The sequence below is a fragment of the Saprospira grandis DSM 2844 genome (assembly GCF_000275825.1).
In the GTDB taxonomy this organism is placed as follows: domain Bacteria; phylum Bacteroidota; class Bacteroidia; order Chitinophagales; family Saprospiraceae; genus Saprospira; species Saprospira grandis_A.
On record NZ_JH719942.1, the window covers coordinates 3,052,142 to 3,070,966 of the forward strand.

Annotated in this window: 15 protein-coding genes; 1 reads left to right on the forward strand and 14 read right to left on the reverse strand. The window is 47.3% G+C overall.

Annotation, left to right across the window (positions count from 1 at the left end):
• Nucleotides 1–162 precede the first annotated feature (162 nt).
• From ftsZ to SAPGRDRAFT_RS13925, 9 genes are all read right to left on the reverse strand, one after another.
• Entirely contained in the window at nucleotides 163–1,554 is a 1,392-nt protein-coding gene (gene ftsZ, locus SAPGRDRAFT_RS13880) for a cell division protein FtsZ (RefSeq protein WP_002659883.1), read from the reverse strand.
• Nucleotides 1,555–1,604: 50 nt separating this feature from the next.
• Nucleotides 1,605–2,948, reverse strand: a complete 1,344-nt coding sequence (gene ftsA, locus SAPGRDRAFT_RS13885) for a cell division protein FtsA (RefSeq protein ID WP_002659884.1) — start codon at nucleotides 2,946–2,948, stop codon at nucleotides 1,605–1,607.
• Between the two features lie 56 nt (nucleotides 2,949–3,004).
• Nucleotides 3,005–3,793 (reverse strand): cell division protein FtsQ/DivIB, encoded by a 789-nt coding sequence (locus tag SAPGRDRAFT_RS13890; RefSeq protein ID WP_002659885.1) that lies wholly within the window; start codon nucleotides 3,791–3,793, stop codon nucleotides 3,005–3,007.
• A gap of 433 nt (nucleotides 3,794–4,226) precedes the next feature.
• The gene (gene murC, locus SAPGRDRAFT_RS13895) at nucleotides 4,227–5,582 is read right to left on the reverse strand and encodes a UDP-N-acetylmuramate--L-alanine ligase (protein ID WP_002659886.1); all 1,356 of its coding nucleotides are present in this window, start codon (nucleotides 5,580–5,582) and stop codon (nucleotides 4,227–4,229) included.
• Between the two features lie 215 nt (nucleotides 5,583–5,797).
• Nucleotides 5,798–6,883, reverse strand: a complete 1,086-nt coding sequence (murG, locus tag SAPGRDRAFT_RS13900) for an undecaprenyldiphospho-muramoylpentapeptide beta-N-acetylglucosaminyltransferase (protein ID WP_002659887.1) — start codon at nucleotides 6,881–6,883, stop codon at nucleotides 5,798–5,800.
• On the reverse strand, nucleotides 6,883–8,049 hold the full coding sequence (locus SAPGRDRAFT_RS13905; protein ID WP_002659888.1) for an FtsW/RodA/SpoVE family cell cycle protein: 1,167 nt from the start codon (nucleotides 8,047–8,049) through the stop codon (nucleotides 6,883–6,885). Before SAPGRDRAFT_RS13905 ends, murG begins: the two co-directional genes overlap by 1 nt.
• A gap of 6 nt (nucleotides 8,050–8,055) precedes the next feature.
• Nucleotides 8,056–9,432 (reverse strand): UDP-N-acetylmuramoyl-L-alanine--D-glutamate ligase, encoded by a 1,377-nt coding sequence (gene murD / locus SAPGRDRAFT_RS13910; RefSeq protein ID WP_002659889.1) that lies wholly within the window; start codon nucleotides 9,430–9,432, stop codon nucleotides 8,056–8,058.
• A 1-nt stretch (nucleotide 9,433) separates the two neighbouring features.
• The gene (gene mraY, locus SAPGRDRAFT_RS13915) at nucleotides 9,434–10,687 is read right to left on the reverse strand and encodes a phospho-N-acetylmuramoyl-pentapeptide-transferase (RefSeq protein ID WP_002659890.1); all 1,254 of its coding nucleotides are present in this window, start codon (nucleotides 10,685–10,687) and stop codon (nucleotides 9,434–9,436) included.
• Nucleotides 10,688–10,900: 213 nt separating this feature from the next.
• The gene (locus tag SAPGRDRAFT_RS13925; protein ID WP_002659891.1) at nucleotides 10,901–11,950 is read right to left on the reverse strand and encodes a leucine-rich repeat domain-containing protein; all 1,050 of its coding nucleotides are present in this window, start codon (nucleotides 11,948–11,950) and stop codon (nucleotides 10,901–10,903) included.
• 631 nt (nucleotides 11,951–12,581) lie between these two features.
• Between SAPGRDRAFT_RS13925 and SAPGRDRAFT_RS23135 the strand changes: the two genes are divergently transcribed.
• Entirely contained in the window at nucleotides 12,582–12,728 is a 147-nt protein-coding gene (locus SAPGRDRAFT_RS23135) for a hypothetical protein (protein ID WP_172635360.1), read from the forward strand.
• Between the two features lie 92 nt (nucleotides 12,729–12,820).
• Here the strand turns inward: SAPGRDRAFT_RS23135 and SAPGRDRAFT_RS13930 are convergent, their stop codons facing one another.
• Genes SAPGRDRAFT_RS13930 through mraZ form a run of 5 tightly spaced genes read right to left on the reverse strand, consistent with a single transcriptional unit; the run spans nucleotide 12,821 to nucleotide 18,181 of the window.
• Nucleotides 12,821–14,296, reverse strand: coding sequence for a UDP-N-acetylmuramoyl-L-alanyl-D-glutamate--2,6-diaminopimelate ligase (locus tag SAPGRDRAFT_RS13930; protein WP_002659892.1), 1,476 nt, complete (start codon nucleotides 14,294–14,296; stop codon nucleotides 12,821–12,823).
• A 9-nt stretch (nucleotides 14,297–14,305) separates the two neighbouring features.
• Nucleotides 14,306–16,465, reverse strand: coding sequence for a penicillin-binding protein (locus SAPGRDRAFT_RS13935; RefSeq protein ID WP_002659893.1), 2,160 nt, complete (start codon nucleotides 16,463–16,465; stop codon nucleotides 14,306–14,308).
• Nucleotides 16,466–16,474: 9 nt separating this feature from the next.
• Nucleotides 16,475–16,816, reverse strand: a complete 342-nt coding sequence (locus tag SAPGRDRAFT_RS13940; protein ID WP_002659894.1) for an FtsL-like putative cell division protein — start codon at nucleotides 16,814–16,816, stop codon at nucleotides 16,475–16,477.
• Between the two features lie 2 nt (nucleotides 16,817–16,818).
• A complete protein-coding gene (rsmH, locus tag SAPGRDRAFT_RS13945; protein ID WP_002659895.1) occupies nucleotides 16,819–17,727 on the reverse strand; it encodes a 16S rRNA (cytosine(1402)-N(4))-methyltransferase RsmH in 909 nt (302 codons plus the stop codon).
• Nucleotides 17,720–18,181, reverse strand: a complete 462-nt coding sequence (gene mraZ, locus SAPGRDRAFT_RS13950) for a division/cell wall cluster transcriptional repressor MraZ (RefSeq protein WP_002659896.1) — start codon at nucleotides 18,179–18,181, stop codon at nucleotides 17,720–17,722. Before mraZ ends, rsmH begins: the two co-directional genes overlap by 8 nt.
• Between the last annotated feature and the right edge of the window lie 644 nt (nucleotides 18,182–18,825).

Below are 18,825 nucleotides of genomic sequence, written 5' to 3' on the forward strand. Positions count from 1 at the left end.
CCGCTCGCAGGTCTGCTCGGCCCTGCAGCCCTGCGGGCTTTGGTCTGGCCCTATAGGCCACGGCTGCGCAGCGCTGGGCCAAAAAAAGGGCCTTCGGCCCCCAAAAAAAGCAGAAACTTCTAAACTAGAAGTTTCTGCTTTTGCAAAAAAAAAAGGTTGTCGCTAATCTACATTATCATGCAAATAAGAATTTCGCTCGTTAATTTCTGGGCGGCCATGTTCATCTACCGACCAATTAGAAGACTCTTTATTCTCTTTTTTTTCTTTTCCCTCCAAACGAACCCCCTTGCGCATATAGGCAGGCTGGTTCTCCAAACGGCGAATCTCTTCGCTATCTCCAAGCTGATAAGGCGGCTCCATATTGCGGGGCTGCTGTTTTTGCTCGTTTTTTACAAAGGGTTCTTGCTTTTTATGTTCAGAATAAGGCCTTTTTTCAGAACCTAGTTCTTGAATCCCTTTTTTTTTACTCAAAAAGCTGTACCCGTCATCTTCTGCATCATCCAAAGAAATGCGCTCAATCGTTTTGCGAGGCTGCTTGACCGGCTCTTCCTGCTTACGCACTTGCTCCGCCTTAAAACGAAGCTCATTCTCCTTCAAAGAAGACTGAAAACCAGTAGCAATCACCGTAACGGCTAAGCTATCACCCAAACTCTCGTCATGGCAGTTTCCCCAAATCAAATCGGTGCCTTCTCCAGCTTCATTCTGTACGTATTCCGTAATCTCAAATACCTCATCCATCGTCACCTGACGGGCACCAGAAGTGATATTCAACAAAATGTGCTTGGCCCCCTTAATGTCACTATCTTCCAATAGGGGAGACTCTAATGCACTTTCTACGGCTTCCAAAGCACGGTTTTCTCCATCCTTAACTGCTGTACCCATTACGGCTACACCAGAATCGCGCATAACAGTATTTACATCTTCAAAATCTACGTTTACATAACCCGGAACAGTAATGATTTCTGCAATACCCTTGGCGGCTGTCGTCAAAATGTTATCTGCCTGAGCAAAGGCTTCAGACAAGGAAAGGTTACCATAGATCTTACGCAACTTATCATTAGAAATAACAATAAGCGTATCTACATTCTTTTTCAATTCTTCCAAACCTTCCTGAGCTTGCTTGGCCCGACGACGTCCCTCAAATCCAAAAGGCATAGTCACAATTGCTACGGTCAAAATATCTAGCTCACGAGCAGCTTTGGCAATAACCGGAGCCGCACCAGTACCAGTGCCCCCGCCCATTCCAGCAGTGACAAATAGCATTTTTGTATTGTTCTGGAAAAAATACTTAACTTCCTCCAATGACTCAATACAAGATTCACGGCCTACAGCAGGCTTAGAGCCCGCTCCACGTCCCTCCGTAAGGGCTGGACCTAATTGAATTTTTACAGGAATCTTGCTTTGGTTCATAGCTTGATTATCGGTGTTGGAAATCGCAAAGTCCACCCCGATAATGCCTTGCTCAAACATGTAGGCAACGGCATTACTACCGCCACCCCCTACGCCTATTACCTTGATAATAGACTCGTTGTCTTCAGGTATATTGAATTGCATAGCAATCTTATTTCACTTTTAAAATAATGGCCTAAATTAGGCATTTTTTACTACAAATCAGCATCTGGATCAGCTTCTAGCCAATTTTTTGCCTTTTTGACCAAACCAGAAAAACTCCAACCTCTGCTTTTTTTCTCCCGAGGCTGTTCCACCTCCTTATGAGATAAGGGGGCCGCAGCTTCTTCTATGATTGTATTTTCATAGCTGCTCTCAAGCTCTCGGCTACTGTCTAGCTTTCTATTATCAATGCCATTGATGATCAAACCAATAGCCGTCGCATAAATAGGGTTCATCATTTGCTCTTCATAGCCATGGGCCAAATGCTCAGAAGGATCGCCCAAACGAACAGTATAACCCGTATGGTACTCCACCAATTCCTTCAAATGCTTGAGCAAAGACCCCCCGCCAGTCAAAACAATACCCGCTGTAGCCACCTTCCTAGCCAAACCCGAACGGTCAATCTCCCAAACAATAGTATCTAGGATCTCTTCCATTCTAGCCTGAATAATATGGGCCAAATTGCGCTCCATAATCTCCTTTTCAGGACGGCCCTTTAGACCCGGAATCGTAATCACCCGACTATCCGTGATCTTCTCTGCCATAGCACAACCAAAACGACGCTTGAGCTTCTCCGCCTGCTCGGCCATCACGCCACAACCTTCCTTGATGTCCTGAGTCACAATATTGCCCCCAAAAGGAATAACCGCAGTATGACGGATAATCCCCTCATGGAAAATAGCCAAATCAGTAGTTCCCCCCCCAATATCAATCAATACCACCCCAGCTTCCATCTCCTCTTCAGTCAATACCGAAGCCGCAGAAGCAATAGGCTCCAAAGTCAAGTTCTCCATCTCTAAAGCCGATTTCTCCACACACTTTTTCAAGTTCTTAATGGCAGAAACCTGTCCCGTAATAATATGAAAATTAGCCTCCAAACGAACACCCGCCATCCCAATAGGATCAGCAATGCCCCGCTCATTATCTACCGTGTATTCTTGCGGAATCACATGGATGATCTTGTCGCCAGGAGGCAAGGCCAATTTGTGCATATCCGCAATTAGATCATCTATATCTCCCTGAGAAATTTCATCCTGTAGGCTATTTCTAGTCAACATTCCCCGATGCTGCAAACTCTTAATGTGCTGGCCAGCAATTCCTACCTGCACAACATCAACCTCAACGCCAGAGCTGCGCTCCGCCTCCTCAATCGCTTCGCAAATGGCCTTTACCGTCTTCTCAATATTCGATACGACACCTCTAGAAACACCCAGTGATTCTACTCGCCCCGTACCCAATACCTCCAACTGACCATGCTCGTTCTTCCGACCCGCCATAGCCACAATCTTAGTGGTCCCAATATCTAGCGCTACTACAATTTCGTTCGTCTGTTTCATTTTATATTAGTGATCTAATTTTAGGTGAAGGCTAGCCAGCTAGCCCTAGGGAATTGCTATCTCTTTTTGGCCACTATCTGCCCCTCAAACGCTAGGTTTAGCAACTTGTACTTCTCCCAACCCTCATAAGGCATGGCCTCTCTGTAAAATATCTTCAACTCATCCAACTTCTCAACCGTACGCTCCAAAGGCGCCCCAAAATATATTTTGTGGTTGCCCACTTTCGGAACCAATAAAGCATCGCCCAAGCGATTGATGTGTATTTGCTCGATCTGCTTAGACAATAAAGGATCTTCCAAAATTGCCTCTGCCAAAATAAAACTGTGCCGCAAACGATGATCCTCCAATTCCATAAAACTAGAATTGTACAAACCAATGTCACCCGTTACCACCAATACCCGAGCCGTGTATTTAGTCGAAAACGGAATCTGCCGACCCTGCGCATCCAAATAATAAGTCTCATCCTCTACATCCATTACCCGCAAAATAGGCAAGCGCTGCCGAATGCTAATATTGACATTCGCCATCGCATCCACATAAACATCAGCCTCCTCAACAAAAAGATCTTGCTCCAAAGCCGACTCTATCGCCCCCACATCAATCTTCTCCAAAGTCTGCCCCTCTACAAAATGTCCAAAGGTCTTGACCAATATATCCCGCACATCATTACTGTCCACAAAGGCATTGCCCTGAGCATCTTCTTCTATCTGAATATATACCCTAGATACCCGACTCTGCTGCCGATAACGTACACCGCCCCATATCAAGAGAACCAATACTAAGGCCCCAATGATCCAGCCCATCCGAGCCGCTATCCACTTCAATCTTCCAGGATGTACTTTCATACCTTTTTAATCTGTTGCTAAATAGACGTTTTTCTTTTAAGGCCTCCGCTGAATATAATGTTGCAACGGTTACTCCCTCCAATCTAAAGACCTTCTTGTCGTTGCAGGACTCACTGCTGTTTTGGGGCCTCCGCTGCGGCTTCGCCTTGCGGCGCTACGTTTCGGGGCTCGCTATTCGCTCGGCCCTTCAGCGCTGCGCGCTTCGGTCTGGCCTTCGGCCACCCCTCCACATCGCTAGGCCAGTCGCTTCGCTCCTTTGCGGGCGCTGCGCGCCCTGCTACATCTTTCGGACCAATTTTAGCCAGTTTAGCATTAACCTTGGCCCAAAAGCAAAAAAACTTTTCGCCTATTTAAACGCTAAAAGATAGCGTAAAACTTTGGCCTAAACAACGGCTTTCGACAAAAAATTCCGTTTTCTTTGATACAGAAAATTTTATTCGGTTTTATGGTAAATTTCTTCTGCTATTTTTGGCACTAAGGCGCCTATATCACCTGCGCCCAAACTCAATAAAAGGGCAGGGGGATCTTGGGCCAATTTGTCAAGCAGTTCGGCCTGACCCACTAATTCTTTTTCGCCTAATTGCATAAGGGCCAAAATAGCCGCAGAATCAATACCCTCAATGGGCTCCTCTCTGGCCGGATAAATATCTAATAGGTAGAGCTGGTCCAAACCATCCAAAGCCGCCGCAAAGCCCTCTAGGAAGTCACGAGTGCGGCTAAATAAATGTGGCTGGAATATCCCTAGCAATTTCCGCTTCGGAAAAAGACTGCGGGCGGTCCGTATAGCCGCTTTTAATTCGGTGGGATGATGCGCATAATCATCTATAAATACTTTATTGGGCTGCTTGACCACCCACTCAAAACGCCGCCAAATGCCTCTAAAACTGCGCAAACCCTGGCGAATTTGCTCTTCACTAAGGCCCAATTCTAAAGCTACGGCTATAGCCGCCAAAGCATTTTCTACATTATGACGACCAGGCAAAGAGAAATTGAGGTCCTCCCAAAAATGCTCCGCCAATTGTGCATCAAAAACAAAGTTGGGAGCCTGCGCCCGAATCCTACTCGCCTGATAATCGGCAGTACTGCTGGCGCTATAATGGGCTATTTGGGCCTCAATACCTTCTTGCTCTATTGCTGTACCCTGGGCCAAAAAAAGCTGCTTGCTGCAAAGTCCCGCAAACTCATTAAAGCTATCGAGCAATTGCCCATGCTCCCCATAAATATCGAGATGGTCCGCATCCGTAGAAGTGATAATGCCAATTTCTGGACGCAGATGCAAAAAGGAACGATCAAATTCATCGGCCTCTACAACGACCCAATCCGAACTGCCCGCCACAAAGTTACTCCCTAAATTATTGGCAATTCCACCCAAAAAGGCTGTGCAATCAATACCTCCGCTGCGGAGCAAATGAGTCAAAATAGAAGAAGTGCTAGTTTTGCCATGGGTGCCCGCCACCGCAATGGTCCGCCGCTCTTTAGAAATGAGGCCCAAGAGCTCGGAGCGCTTGAGCAAAGGCGTATCTGCCGCCTGAAAATATTGTAGTTCGCTATTTTGGGTGGGAATAGCGGGGGTGTATACCGCCAAATCTACATCGGCTGGAATTTGATCGGCTTGTTCTGCATAATGAATTTGCATGCCTTCTTCAACCAACTTTTTGGTCAGGGCCGTTTCGGTTTTATCATAGCCCAAAACTTGGGCCCCCAAATAATTAAAATAGCGGGCAAGGGCACTCATCCCAATTCCACCAATTCCAACAAAATAGATCTTCTTAATAGAGGCTAAGGCCATGATTCGATTTTTATTAGGTGTAAGAAGTTGGTCCAAATGGCGGCGGCGAAGCCGCCGCTACGGCCAAAGGCCGTAAACGGCCTAGCGATGTGAAAGGGTGGCCGCAGGCCAGACCAAGTTTTTGAGCAGAGCGAAAAAACGAAGGGCCGAGCAGACCTGCGAGCCCTGTAACGTAGCGCCGCAAGGCGAAGCCGCAGCGGAGGCCCCAAAACAGACTACTTGATCAGCTGGAGGATCTCCTGAGCGATTTCTTGGGCGGCCTGAGGTTTGGCTAGACGTTTTGCGGCCTCTCCCAACTTTTGAATTTCTGCTTCATTTTGTAACAACTCCAAAGCTTGGGGAATCAGTTTTTCTCGGGCTTCGGCATCGGCTAACCAGAGGGCGGCCTCTTCTTCTGTAAGGGCCTTGGCATTGGCTGTTTGATGGTCTTCGGCCACATTGGGAGAGGGGACCAAAATAGCAGCTTTTCCGTTTTCGCAAAGCTCTGAAAGGGTAAGGGCGCCGGCTCTAGCGATGACCATATCGGCCATGGCATAGGCCAGGTCCATCCGTTGAATAAAGGCCTGAATCTTTAGGTTGGGGTACTTTTGGGCTAGGGGGTCAAACTCTTTAATATAGAGTTTGCCTGCTTGCCAGAGGACCTGCACCTCTTGTTTTTGCAATTCTTCGACAAAGGGCAACATACTTTCGTTGAGGCTGCGAGCGCCTAGGCTGCCGCCCGTCAAGAAAATGGTTTTTTTATGGGGGTCGAAGCCATAAAAATCGAAAGCCTCGGTCCGTTTATCAGATTTTTGCAGTACATCCTTGCGAATGGGATTGCCAGTAAGCACAATTTTATCACTAGGAAAAAAGCGTTGCATATTGGGGTAAGCCACGCAGACCTTATCTACGCTTTTGCCCAAAATCTGGTTTGTTTTTCCGGCATAAGAGTTTTGTTCATGGACCAAAGCGGGGATCTTCATCATATTGGCCATTTTGACGGCCACTCCGCTAGCGTAGCCCCCCACGCCAATAGCGGCATCGGGTTGAAAGTCACGGATAATTTTTCGGGCTTTAGACATCGAGGCCCAGATCTTAAAGGGGAGCTTCCAGTTTTTGAGTAAACTTTGGCGGTTGAAGCCTGCGATAGGGAGGCCTTCGATGCGGTAGCCTGCTTCGGGCACCTTTTGCATTTCCATTTTTCCCTCTGCTCCTACAAAAAGGAATTCGGCTTGGGGGTCGGCCTGTTCTAAGGCTTGGGCGATGGCAATGGCTGGAAAAATATGGCCGCCGGTTCCCCCGCCACTAATTAGATATTTCATTAAGCTGCTTCTTCTTTTGCTTCTTTCTTCGGTTGATTTTTTTCAATATTTCGGCTCACGCTCAGCATCACGCCAAAAGAGAGCCCCGTAAACATCAGGGAGGTTCCTCCCATACTCACAAAGGGGAGCGTGAGTCCCGTTACGGGCATCAAGTTCACATTTACGGCCATATGGGCAAAGGCCTGAATGACCATACTCGCGCAGAGGCCAAAGGCCAGCATAGCGCCAAAGGTTTTGGGGCTACGGCGCACCATTCCAATTGTACGATAGAGGAGGGCCAAATAGAGCGCAACCACAAAGATGCCCCCAATGATGCCGTATTCCTCAATGATAATACAATAAATATAATCGGAGTAGGAGTGGGGCAAAAAGTGCGCTTGCACTCCATTGCCGGGGCCCACACCAAAGAACCCTCCACGAGCAATAGCCATTTTGGCCTGTTCTACCTGAAAGACATCGCCAGAGCCAGAGCCATCCATAAAGCTGCGCAAGCGGCTCACCCAAGTATCTACACGGATCCAATCGACAAAATCGGAGAGAATAACGAGCATGGCAAAAAGGCCCACGCCCAGCATGACCAAAGAAATCAGGCTGCGAATTTCTACCCGACCGATAAACATCAGCAAAATGCAGGTAAAGAAAAGGACCAGTGCGCTAGATAAATCGGAGGGGGCAATGAGCACACAAACCAGCAAAACGGGCAAAACTAGCTCTAAGAGCGAGCCTTTTTTCTCCTGTAAGAGTGAAATGGTTCGGGCCACATATAAAATGAGTGAAATCTTGGCAAAATCGGAGGTTTGGAAGGTAATGCCGACAAAAGGAATCTTAATCCAGCGGGAGGCCCCGTTTAGCTCTGTCCCGAAAAACATGGTAAAGAGGAGCATCAGGACCGAGAGGACCAGCATAATGGTGGACCAGCGGGCGTAGCGTTTATAGTGAATCAAATGGGCAATATACATCACCACCACCGAGGCGATGAGCAGCATAATATGCTTGACGAGAAAAGACTCGGTGCCCACGCCGTTTCGGTTGGCCAGTACTTCTGCCGAGCTATAAACGGTCAGAATAGAAATAATGCCCAAAAGGCCAAGGACCAACCAAATGATTTGATCCCCTTGCAAAAGGGCGGCAATTCGCTTTTGAAAAACACTCATGCTAGAGCTCATGGGCTACTATTTTTTATTTCGATTGACGGTTAGATTCATCTGTATACTATGGCCTTTTTCTAAGAGTTGACGTTGCTCTTCCAAAATGGCCTTAAATTGATCGCCACGATCGATATAGTTTTTGAATAGGTCGAAGCTAGCGCAGGCGGGCGACAATAGAATATTATCTCCAGCTTGGGCATAGAGGCTGGCCAGTTTTATGGCTTCTGCCATAGAGGCAGCCTCCACAATATAGTCAGTTTTGGCAGCAAAGGCGGCCCTAATTGGGCGATTATCTACCCCCAAACAAACAATAGCTTTTACGGGCTGCCCGATAAAGGGGAAAAGGCTACTATAATCATTGCCTTTATCTACTCCGCCAACAATCCAAACCGTTGGTGCTTGCATGGCTTCTAGGGCGTAGTAAACTGCTTCCACATTGGTGGCTTTACTATCATTGATATATTGAACACCGCCCAAAACCATTACTTTTTCCAAGCGGTGGGGGTGGTTTTCAAAGCTATCGAGGCCTTTTTGGGCCATTTCCTGAGAGATGCCTAGGCATTTGACGGCTTGCAAAGCCATTTTTATGTTCATCAGGTTATGGCGGCCCACCAAAGGAAGTTGATCTTGGACAAAGGCCCAATCTTCTACCCATAGCGCTTTGGCCTTTAGCTCGGGCCAATCTTGGGCCAAGCAATTGGCCCGAGGTCCCTGATAATAGCGCTTTAAACCTGCGGGAATATAAGGATCTTCTTTGGGATAGATAAAAGGCTGCTCGGCTGTTTTATTTTGAATGAGGCGGAACTTGGAAGCCAGATAATTATCCATCTCATAGCCATAACGATCCAAATGATCGGGACTGACATTGGTCAAAATCATCAGTTCTGGAGCCAACTCATAACAGCGATCGAGCTGAAAGCTGCTCAGCTCTAGCACCATATATTCATCATCTTGGCCTTGGGCCAATTGCATGGCCCAACTCTGACCAATATTTCCCCCCAAGCCCACAGCATAACCCGCCGTTTTGAGCAAATGATAAAGGAGAGCTGTGGTCGTCGTTTTTCCATTGCTGCCCGTAATGCCAATCACTTTGGCCGAGCTATAACGAGCCGCTAGCTCAATCTCATCCCAAATGGGAATGCCCGCAGCGCTAGCTTTTTGAACCAAAGGGGCGGTATCTGGAATCCCCGGACTTTTAATAATCAGCTGAGCGGCCAAAATGCGCTCTTCGCTATGTCCGCCCTGCTCAAAGGGAATACCTGCAGCTCGTAAAATAGCTGCTCGGTCTGCCCGAATGCTTCCCGCATCCGAAACAAAGACGTTTCCGCCTTTTTTTTGGGCCAAAAGGGCAGCGCCCAAGCCACTTTCTCCGGCGCCCAAAACAACAACTTGTTCCAACATCTTAGCGTATTTTCAAAGTGATGATGGTCAAAACGGCCAACAAAATACCCACAATCCAAAAGCGGCTAACAATTTTCGATTCATGCATGCCCTGCTTCTGAAAGTGGTGGTGCAAAGGCGACATCAAGAAGATGCGGCGCCCTTCTCCATATTTCTTTTTGGTATATTTAAAATAGCTTACTTGAATAATGACCGATAGGTTTTCGGCCAAAAAGATTCCACAAAGCAAGGGAATCAAGAGCTCTTTGCGCAAGATAATCGCAATGGCAGCAATAATACCCCCCAAAGCCAAACTGCCCGTATCGCCCATAAAAACTTGGGCAGGATAAGCATTGTACCACAAAAAGCCAATGCAAGCCCCCAGAAAACAGGCAATAAATATGGTCATTTCTCCCACATAGGGCAAATAGAGGACCCCCAGATAATCGGCCAAAATGTTGTTGCCCGATACATAGGCAAGAATCCCCAAAGTGGCCCCAATAATGGCGGAGGTTCCCGCCGCCAAACCATCTATTCCATCCGTTAAGTTGGCCGCATTAGATACGGCCGTAACAATCAAAATGACAAAGGGAATAAAGAGCAACCACACCCACTGAGGCGCATTATCGCCCAAAAACCAAAGGAAATCGGTATAATCTAGCTCATTGCCCTTAAAAAAAGGCACATTGGTCATGGTCGATTTTACATAATAAAGCTCTTCCTTATCGCCCAAACGCTCCAGTTGAACCTGAACCGTATCAATCACTTCATAGTTGCCTTGGGCCAGTTGCTCGGCATTTACTCGGACCACAACATCAGAATGGAAAAGCATGGTAGCGCCCACAATGCCGCCCAAAACGACCTGTCCCAAAATCTTGTATTTTCCACTCAAACCCGCCTTAGATCGCGTCAGCTTAAAGTAATCATCAATAAAGCCAATAGCCCCCATCCAAACGGTAGAGAGCAACATCAACTGAATGTAGACATTGCTCAAATCGGCCAATAATAGACAAGGGAGAATAATGGCCATATGAATCAGAATTCCCCCCATGGTCGGCGTGTTGGCCTTGAGCTCCTCTCCAGGAAGGCCCAAAGCCCGCTGTTTTTCTAGCATCTGCCGCCGCTTGATCCAGCCAATAATGCGGCCCCCCATCAAAAGCGAAATAATCAGGGAAATAATAATGGCCAGCGCTGCCCGAAAGCTAATAAACTGAAAAAGGCTGGCGCCAGGAAAATCGTACTGTTGTTCTAGGTAGTCAAATAAATGAAATAACATAAGCTCTTTTCTGCCTCAAGGGCTATGAATAATGGTTCTTTTTTGGGGCTGCCCCTCGCTTCGCTCGGGTCGGGCTGTTTCGCAGCTCGCTGTTCGCTCGGCCCTTCGCTTTTTTTCGCTTTGCTCAAAAAAGCTCGGTCTGGCCTGCGGCCACTGCTGTCCATCCCTCAGCCAAGGCGCTACGCGCCTTTTTGGGCCCGTAAATTACAGCAGTTAAAAGAGTATTTCACAATCTGGCAGATATTTTCGGCAGTTTTCTTTCTCCTTTTCTAGAAAAGGGTTGCCTCTGAGGTCCAATTTCTTGAGATTTTTTAAGCGCTTAAAGGATTTGGGCAGGGATTGCAGCTCATTATGGCTAAGGTCAAGATATTCTAGGTTTTTCATATATCTCATAGCTTTTGGGACCGACTTTAAGTGAGAATGGGCCAATAAAAGCGTTTTTACAGGACTATTTTTATAGAATTTTTTAGACGAAACTAAGCCAAATCGCATATTGTAGTGACTGCCATCCCCCAAATAACTTGCATTGATATGCCTTAAGTTGGGGAACTGATTAAATAGTTGGTCAATATCTACTAACCTTGGGTTATGACTAACATCTATATAGCTTAGCTTATGGGCCCTTATGCTGTCTCGACTAGGCAAGAAAATAAAGTCATTATGAGAAAGAATTAAGCTGTCTAGTTCCTTTAATTTAAAAAGCGCATCACCTGCAGCAACAATCTTGTTATGACTGAGGTCGAGATATTTTAAATTGGGGAAAACAGCAAATTCTTCATAGAGCATGCTTAGCTCTGTATGCTTAATGATGAGCTTTTCTAGACTAGGGCTGGCTAATATTTTGGGTGTTGGAACCGGCTTTGTTCTATCGATAGGAAGCTCTTCTGTTAGATAAAATCTTTTTAAGTTTTTTATGGGGTTGTAGCTTAGATCCAAATAGCGAATCTTAGGAGAATAAAGGAATCGCGTAACATCAGCTATTTCAAATTGATTATGAGAAGCATCAATCCATTCTAGCTGTTTTGTCTCTAGAAAAGAGCCTAAGGGAAATCCCTGCAATTTGTTTTCGCTTAAATTTAGATGGGTCAATTGATGGAGCTCTGAAAAACGGGGATCTAGATTACCTAAATTCTGCTTAGATAAATCTAGAATTTTGGCCTCTTCTTTATGTGCAAAGGCCTCGGATAGACTGTTGTAGCTTTGTGCTTTTAGTTGGGCAAATAGTAGTAGGTAAAGGGCTAAAAAGAGGGTAGTTTTGGGCATCTTGGCTAATTTTAAAAGTCATTTAAGGTTTTATTCTTAAATGACTTTAGTGTGCAAATATTAAATGGAGGGGAAATATTTCACCTAAGCTTTAAAAGGTAGTAACTTTTTAGTATAAACGCAAATTTATTTTTTAGGGGCCTCCCGCCTTCGGCGGGCGGTTACTCCCGTTGGTCGTCGAAGACGCCCTAAAGGGCTTGTTGTCGTTCGGCAGCTCGCTGTTACTTGCTTCGCTGCCTCGGCTCCCGTTGGTCGGGTCGCTCGGCCCTGCGCGGGCGAAGCCCGCTTGGTCTGGCCTACGGCCACCCCTGCACATCGGTTACTCCCTTTGGTCGTCGAAGACGCCCTAAAGGGCTTGTTGTGGCCTGCGGCCCTACGGGCCTGCTATATGGACTGTAGGTTGAAACCTACAGCCAATTAACGAATGCATTTTTGTGTTCAATGGAGGGTTGAAACCCTCCATAAATAAACATTTTAGCCCTTCTTTGCTGATGGAGCCTAGTGGAACAGAAAATCCCCTCGAATGAGGGGATGGCGATTTTCTAGTTAGCCTAGGGCCTTGGCCCTAGGGTTCCTATGAAATTTATGGGGGAGACAAAACAAAATCAAACAACCGAAGAAAAAATAATCCTTGTTCAAAGCGGTAGAGGATTTTAATCCTCTCCGCACTATAGATGTAGAATGGAGTTGTTGTATGGCTGCTGGTTTCAACCTGCAGCCACAGCTAGCAGGCGGCGAAGCCGCCGCAGGCCTAGGGATGGACAGCAGTGGCCGTTAGGCCAGACCAAGGCGCTGAAAGCGCCGAAGGGCCGAGCGAACAGCGAGCTGCGACACAGCCCGGCCGCCGAAGGCGGCAGGCCCCAAAAAACACTAAACAAACTTTGCCAACTGCTCTTCTAAGGCTTGGCGCAACTCTTCTCGATCATCAAAGGGAAGGCGTTCCCCCTTAATTTCTTGGTAGGTTTCATGTCCCTTGCCCGCCACCAAAATTACGTCCTCGGCTTGGGCCAGTTGGCAGGCCCAGCGGATGGCTTCTCGGCGATTGACTTGGCGGTAAGTTTGGGCTTGTTGGGCCTTGCTTAGGCCCGCCCACATTTCGTCTAGAATGGCTTCGGGCTCTTCAAAGCGGGGATTATCAGAACTCAAGATGAGTAGATCGGAATAAGTGGCCGCTTTTTGGGCCATAATGGGCCTCTTGCTATTGTCGCGATTGCCCCCACAGCCCACCACCGTAATAATTCGGCCTGTAGATGTGGTCGCTTTTAGGGTTTGCAAAACCTTTTCTAGGGCATCGGGCGTATGGGCATAATCCACAATGGTTTGCACGGGATTGTTGGGAATCCGCACATATTCAAAGCGGCCCGCTGGTGGTTTCAGGCCCGAGAGAATGCGTAGGACCTCCGTTTTGGGCTCTTCGAGCAAAATAGCGGTGGCATAGACCGCCAGTAGGTTGTAGGCATTAAAGTCGCCTACCAAACTGCAGTGAAATTCTTGGCCATCGAGCTCTAGCTGCAAGCCCGAAAGGCTATTTTCTAGCAAGCGAAAGCGAAAATCTGCCAATTGCTTTTGCGCATAGCGGTAGGCCTTGGCCGAGCAATTTTGGAGCATGACCTCCGCCCGCTTATCGTCGGCATTGACAAGAGCAAAAGCCGAGCTTGGCAGCTGGTCAAAAAAGCGCTTTTTGGCAAAAATATAATTCTTAAAGGTCTTGTGATAATCGAGATGATCATGAGAAATATTACTAAAAACGCCGCCTGTAAAATGAGCGCCAGCAATTCGGCCTTGTTCGGCAGCATGCGAGCTCACTTCCATGAACACATAATCGCAGGCTGCATCTCGCATTTGGGCCAAAAGGGCTTGTAGCTCAATGGCATTGGGCGTAGTATGCGTAGATGTTAGTACCTCATCATCAATGCGATTCTCAATAGTGGAAATCAGGCCCACCTTATGGCCCAGCTTTTTAAACAGCCGATACAACAGGCTCACTGTACTCGTTTTTCCATTGGTGCCCGTTACGCCTACTAAGGCCAGTTGTTGGCTGGGCTGCTCATAAAAGTTGGCGGCTAGTGGACCCAAAGCATCGGCTACTTTTTCTACCTTAATATAACAGACCTTAGCGGCTATTTTTTTTGGCCATCTTTCGCAAAGCACCGCCGAGCAACCATTAGCCAAGGCTTGCTCAATATAATCGTGACCATCGACCTGGCTGCCAGGCAGGGCGGCAAAGAGCCAGCCCATCTTAGCTTGTCGAGAATCGAGGCAAAGTCCAGCTAATTCTAGATCGGCAGGATAGCGCCCTTTGACGTTATAGTTGATATTGGCTAAAAGGTCTTTGAGGGTAGACATATAAAAAACTTATCCGAGAACGAGAGTAATAGTTTGAACAGATTGAATGCTGCGGCCAGCAGGCACCGATTGCGATTTGACTTTTCCTACCCCCAGTACCCGAACCCGAAGTCGGTTGTTTTCTAGCAAGAATAGGGCATCTTTAAGGCCCATACCCACTACATTGGGAACCACATCCTTTTGCACATTTCGGCTGCGTAGGTTAATCGAATCATTGCGAATCATGCCCACCGCCCAAGGGGTGGCCGAGCTATCGGCAAAGGGCAGATTTAGCTCTTTCATGATGTAGTTGAGGTCTTCCTTTTGGCCCACGGGCAAACGAGGCAAAGTCGCATCGGTATAAACGGCCTCATCGGCATTGAGGGCCTTATGAGAGCCCAAAGAAAGCGAGTAGCAATAGTCGGCAATCTTTCTAAAGACCGGAGCGGCTACACGACCTCCATAAAAACCAGTACGGGGGTTGGTAATAACCACCACACAAGCATAGGCGGGATTATCGGCAGGAAAAAAGCCCGCAAATGATCCCCGATAGCGCTTGGCTTCGCCTTTTTGTTTATGGGCCTTATAGTTCATAATGGCCGTACCCGTTTTGCCCGCAATAGCGTAGCGAGGCGTGTAGATCTTATGCGCCGTTCCCTTAGGAGAGGCCACTACGCGTTTAAGCATATCGGTAGCCGCTTGGATGGTTGCCTCTGAGGCAATTCGGCGTTTGACCACCTTGGGCGGAATCTTTTTGACCACCGAGCCATAAGAGCGAATCTCCGTAACAATTTGCGGCTTCATCATCTGGCCGCCATTGGCCACCGCCGAGTAAAAGGTCAGCATTTGTAGGGGCGTGAGCTCCGACTCATAACCAATAGACATCCAAGGAATGGTAATTCCACTCCAGTCGCTATTATTAGGGTCTTTAATATAAGGCTCGCGCTCTCCATCAATATCTACATTGGTAGATTGGGTCAAGACCATATCCGATAGCCGCTGAATAAACTGGCTTTGGCCTTCCTTACTTTTGTTATAATACTTATGCGTCAATTTGGCAATCCCCACATTAGAAGAGATTTCAAAGGCTTTTCCTACGGTAGTCAAGCGCAGCCCATGATAAGAGGCATCCTCCATGGTTTCATCATAAAACTGCCAGCGTCCTTCATTGAGATTGACGGTATCTGTGGGTTTGACATAACCATCTTCCATTAGGGCCATAATAGAGGCCAGTTTAAAGGTAGAGCCGGGCTCGGTCCGTTCTCCAACGGCATAGTTGTAGTTTTCCCAAAACTCCGTCCGTTTCTTATTAAACCCAATATTGGCAATAGCCTTAATGGCCCCAGTTTTTACATCCATCACAATGGCACAGCCATGCTCTCCCTCATATTGCTGAAGGCTTTCGAGTAGGGCCCGCTCGGTTACATCTTGAATATTAACATCAATGGTGGTAACAATATCCTGTCCTGCCCGAGGTTCAATTTTAGAAATATCATCTACAGGCACCCAAAGGTCTTTACTTAGGCGCTGCATATATTGTTTGCCTTGTTCTCCGGCCAAAACATCATTAAAAGAGCGTTCTAGTCCGACCGAAAGGGTATCTGGACCGCTAGCTGTTTGGACCACTCGGCTGTAGCCAATGGTTCGGTGGGCCAACATCTTAAAGGGATATTGGCGCTTGGCCATCTGCTCGACAATCAGACCACTCTTCAGGCGATCGCCCATAGAGAAAATGGGAAACTCCTTGATCTTCTGCAGCAAAATGTAGCTCACATTGGGCAAAATAGGGTGGTAGCGACGGCTGCTGTCTCGGGCATTGATGAGCTCTTGGCGACAAAGCCCCGGCGTTTTATCCGTATAAACATAGGTGGCTAAACAAGTAGCTAGGGTATCTACATACCGATCAAAGGTATCTCTAGGCACTACTTTGGTATCCCAATGCACCTTAAAATAGGGGAGGGAGGTGGCCAAAAGGCTGCCGTCATCGGCTAAGATATTTCCTCTGGGGGCCTTAACATCCTTCAAGGCAATATGCTCTTGTTCGGCCTTCTCTCGGAGTTGGCTGCCCTCAAAGTACTGAATACTGGCAATGCGCCCCATGATGAGAATACCAATAAACCCCATTAGGGCAAAGGTCAGGTAGATCCGCCATAGTACATCCTGTTTGGGCGTCAGTTTAGTGATTTTCATGACCTCGGATTATTCTTTTTTAACTTCAATTTTCTTGGGCTTGCCCTTGAGTGGCTTCAGGCCCAAATGCTCGGAGCGCTGAGAAACTCTAGACAACATACTCTCATACATGAGGTCCGATTTGCGAGCATTACTCTCCCAACTGACCTTCTTTAGTTCTCCCTGCAGCTGCCGAATATCCTTTACCGTTTCTACCGCATAATGCGAGTTGGCAATGTAGATGATCCCCAAAAGGGCCAAGAAAAAAATAAAGTTGATATTCTGAAAGAGCATAAAAGCAAGGGCCTGCAATTGGCTCATCAAAGGGGGAAGCTTAAACTCTCTTCGCTGTTTCTTTTTAGCATTCGCCATAATTAGTCGGCAATTTTTTCTGCAATTCTCAATTTAGCCGAACGCGCCCTAGGGTTCTGGGCAATCTCCTCGGCAGAAGGCAAAATGGGTTTTCTATTGACCGCCTTCAAAGGCTTATAAAAATGGCCATAAACATCTTTTTCGGGCTCTTTGTCAAAACAACCGTTCTTAATCCATTGCTTGACCAAACGGTCCTCCAAAGAATGATAGCTCAATACCACCAAACGCCCACCCGGCTTGAGCATCTCGGTAGCTTCTTGCAACATCTCCTTAAGGGCCTCAATCTCTTCATTGACTTCCATCCGAAGGGCCTGAAAAAGCTGCGATAAATAACGGTTTTGCTTGCCCCGAATAATGGGCTGAATGAGCTGAAGCAATTGCTCCACCCGCTCAATCTTTTGCCGCTGCCGCCCCTTGACAATGGTCTGGGCCAAGGTCTTAGAGTTGCGCAACTCCCCATAAAGCGAGAAAATATGCTGCAATTCCTCCTCTCTGTAGCTGTTCAATATATAACGAGCATCTTTCTCCCCATCTTGGCTCATGCGCATATCCAATTCCGCCTCAAAACGAAAGGAAAATCCACGGTCTGCCGTATCTATCTGATGAGAAGAAACCCCCAAATCAGCCAGCACCCCATCTACCTCTCGCACAGCCTCCAAACGCAAAGAGCGCTTGAAGTAACGAAAGTTAAAGGGAAGCAACTCAAAACGAGGATCCTCGGGCAGATTAGCCTGAGCATCGGGGTCTTGGTCAAAACCAAAAAGGCGACCGCCCTCTAGCTGCCGCAAAATCTCCCGGCTGTGTCCACCACCACCAAAAGTTACATCTACATAAGTTCCAGCAGCCACTAAATTTAGGGCTTCTACACAAGGCCGGCGCAAAACCGCCTCATGATAATCGTAATCAGACATCTGAGTTCTGCTCTATTTTTCCCATGACAGACTCCGCCAAATCGGCAAAGTCGCCCGGTTCTTCTACTAAAAGGTTGTCGTACACGGATTTGGCCCAAATCTCTATGCGATTGAAGTAGGCAAAAAGCACCAATTCCTTCGCTATCTGAGCATAATCCAATAAGTTTTTGGGCAAAAGCAAGCGCTGCTGCTTGTCTAGCTGCAAGGGCGTTGCCCCCCGAAAAAAGTAACGCACAAACTGACGGTTTTGCCGCTGGTATATGTTCAATTGCTGCATCTCTTCGGTTATGCTTTGCCAAGCCGCCTGCGGATAAAGGGTCAAACAAGACTCAAATCCCCGATTTAATACAAATCCCTCAACTGCCGCCGCTGGATATTGGGCCAATATGGCTGCAGGCAAACGGAACCGCCCCTTTGCATCTATTTTGCAGCTGTATTCTCCCAAAAATTGCATAAATCTATGTTTAAAAGAGCTTTAGTAATGGCTTACCTATAAGCTGCTTAAGCATATTATAAATAAGCATTTGTTTTTCTTGCCCCCTCTAGCCAATCAGACTTGGCCCAAAATATTATTTTTTCCCACTTTTTCCCACTTTTAACCTCCATTTTTCCCTACTCTTCTCCCTTTTAACAATCATCATTTTTTTGCGAATAGTTTTCTTGTTTTTCAATCAGTTAAGCCTTCTTTTTAAGGGGAGAAGGGGCGGAGTGTTTTGGGGCCTCCCGCCTTTGGCGGGCGCTACGTTCGGCAGCTCGCTGTTCGCTCGGCCCTGCGCAAAAAACAAGTTTTTGCTGGGTCTGCGGCTTTGCCGCACTGCCTACCATCGCTAGGCCTGCGGCCCTAGGGGCCTGCTATATGGGCCTGTAGGTTGAAACCTACAGCCAATTAACGAATGCATTTTTGTGTTCAATGGAGGGTTAAAACCCTCCATAAATAAACATTTTTCAGTCCATGCTTTCTTCTTTGGCGGCTGGGCAGTTTTGGGCCCATGGGCTGAAGCCCATGGTTGTGGGGCTATGCAAACTGGCGGGCTAAAGCCCTTCTTTGCTGATGGAGCCTAGTGGAACAGAAAATCCCCTCGAATGAGGGGATGGCGT

What these genes read in the sequence shown, in the direction of transcription:
- ftsZ (WP_002659883.1), bottom strand. Translation starts at nt 1,554, where the DNA reads ATGCAATTCAATATACCTGAAGACAACGAGTCTATTATCAAGGTAATA.
- ftsA (WP_002659884.1), bottom strand. Translation starts at nt 2,948, where the DNA reads ATGAAACAGACGAACGAAATTGTAGTAGCGCTAGATATTGGGACCACT.
- SAPGRDRAFT_RS13890 (WP_002659885.1), bottom strand. Translation starts at nt 3,793, where the DNA reads ATGAAAGTACATCCTGGAAGATTGAAGTGGATAGCGGCTCGGATGGGC.
- murC (WP_002659886.1), bottom strand. Translation starts at nt 5,582, where the DNA reads ATGGCCTTAGCCTCTATTAAGAAGATCTATTTTGTTGGAATTGGTGGA.
- murG (WP_002659887.1), bottom strand. Translation starts at nt 6,883, where the DNA reads ATGAAATATCTAATTAGTGGCGGGGGAACCGGCGGCCATATTTTTCCA.
- SAPGRDRAFT_RS13905 (WP_002659888.1), bottom strand. Translation starts at nt 8,049, where the DNA reads ATGAGCTCTAGCATGAGTGTTTTTCAAAAGCGAATTGCCGCCCTTTTG.
- murD (WP_002659889.1), bottom strand. Translation starts at nt 9,432, where the DNA reads ATGTTGGAACAAGTTGTTGTTTTGGGCGCCGGAGAAAGTGGCTTGGGC.
- mraY (WP_002659890.1), bottom strand. Translation starts at nt 10,687, where the DNA reads ATGTTATTTCATTTATTTGACTACCTAGAACAACAGTACGATTTTCCT.
- SAPGRDRAFT_RS13925 (WP_002659891.1), bottom strand. Translation starts at nt 11,950, where the DNA reads ATGCCCAAAACTACCCTCTTTTTAGCCCTTTACCTACTACTATTTGCC.
- SAPGRDRAFT_RS13930 (WP_002659892.1), bottom strand. Translation starts at nt 14,296, where the DNA reads ATGTCTACCCTCAAAGACCTTTTAGCCAATATCAACTATAACGTCAAA.
- SAPGRDRAFT_RS13935 (WP_002659893.1), bottom strand. Translation starts at nt 16,465, where the DNA reads ATGAAAATCACTAAACTGACGCCCAAACAGGATGTACTATGGCGGATC.
- SAPGRDRAFT_RS13940 (WP_002659894.1), bottom strand. Translation starts at nt 16,816, where the DNA reads ATGGCGAATGCTAAAAAGAAACAGCGAAGAGAGTTTAAGCTTCCCCCT.
- rsmH (WP_002659895.1), bottom strand. Translation starts at nt 17,727, where the DNA reads ATGTCTGATTACGATTATCATGAGGCGGTTTTGCGCCGGCCTTGTGTA.
- mraZ (WP_002659896.1), bottom strand. Translation starts at nt 18,181, where the DNA reads ATGCAATTTTTGGGAGAATACAGCTGCAAAATAGATGCAAAGGGGCGG.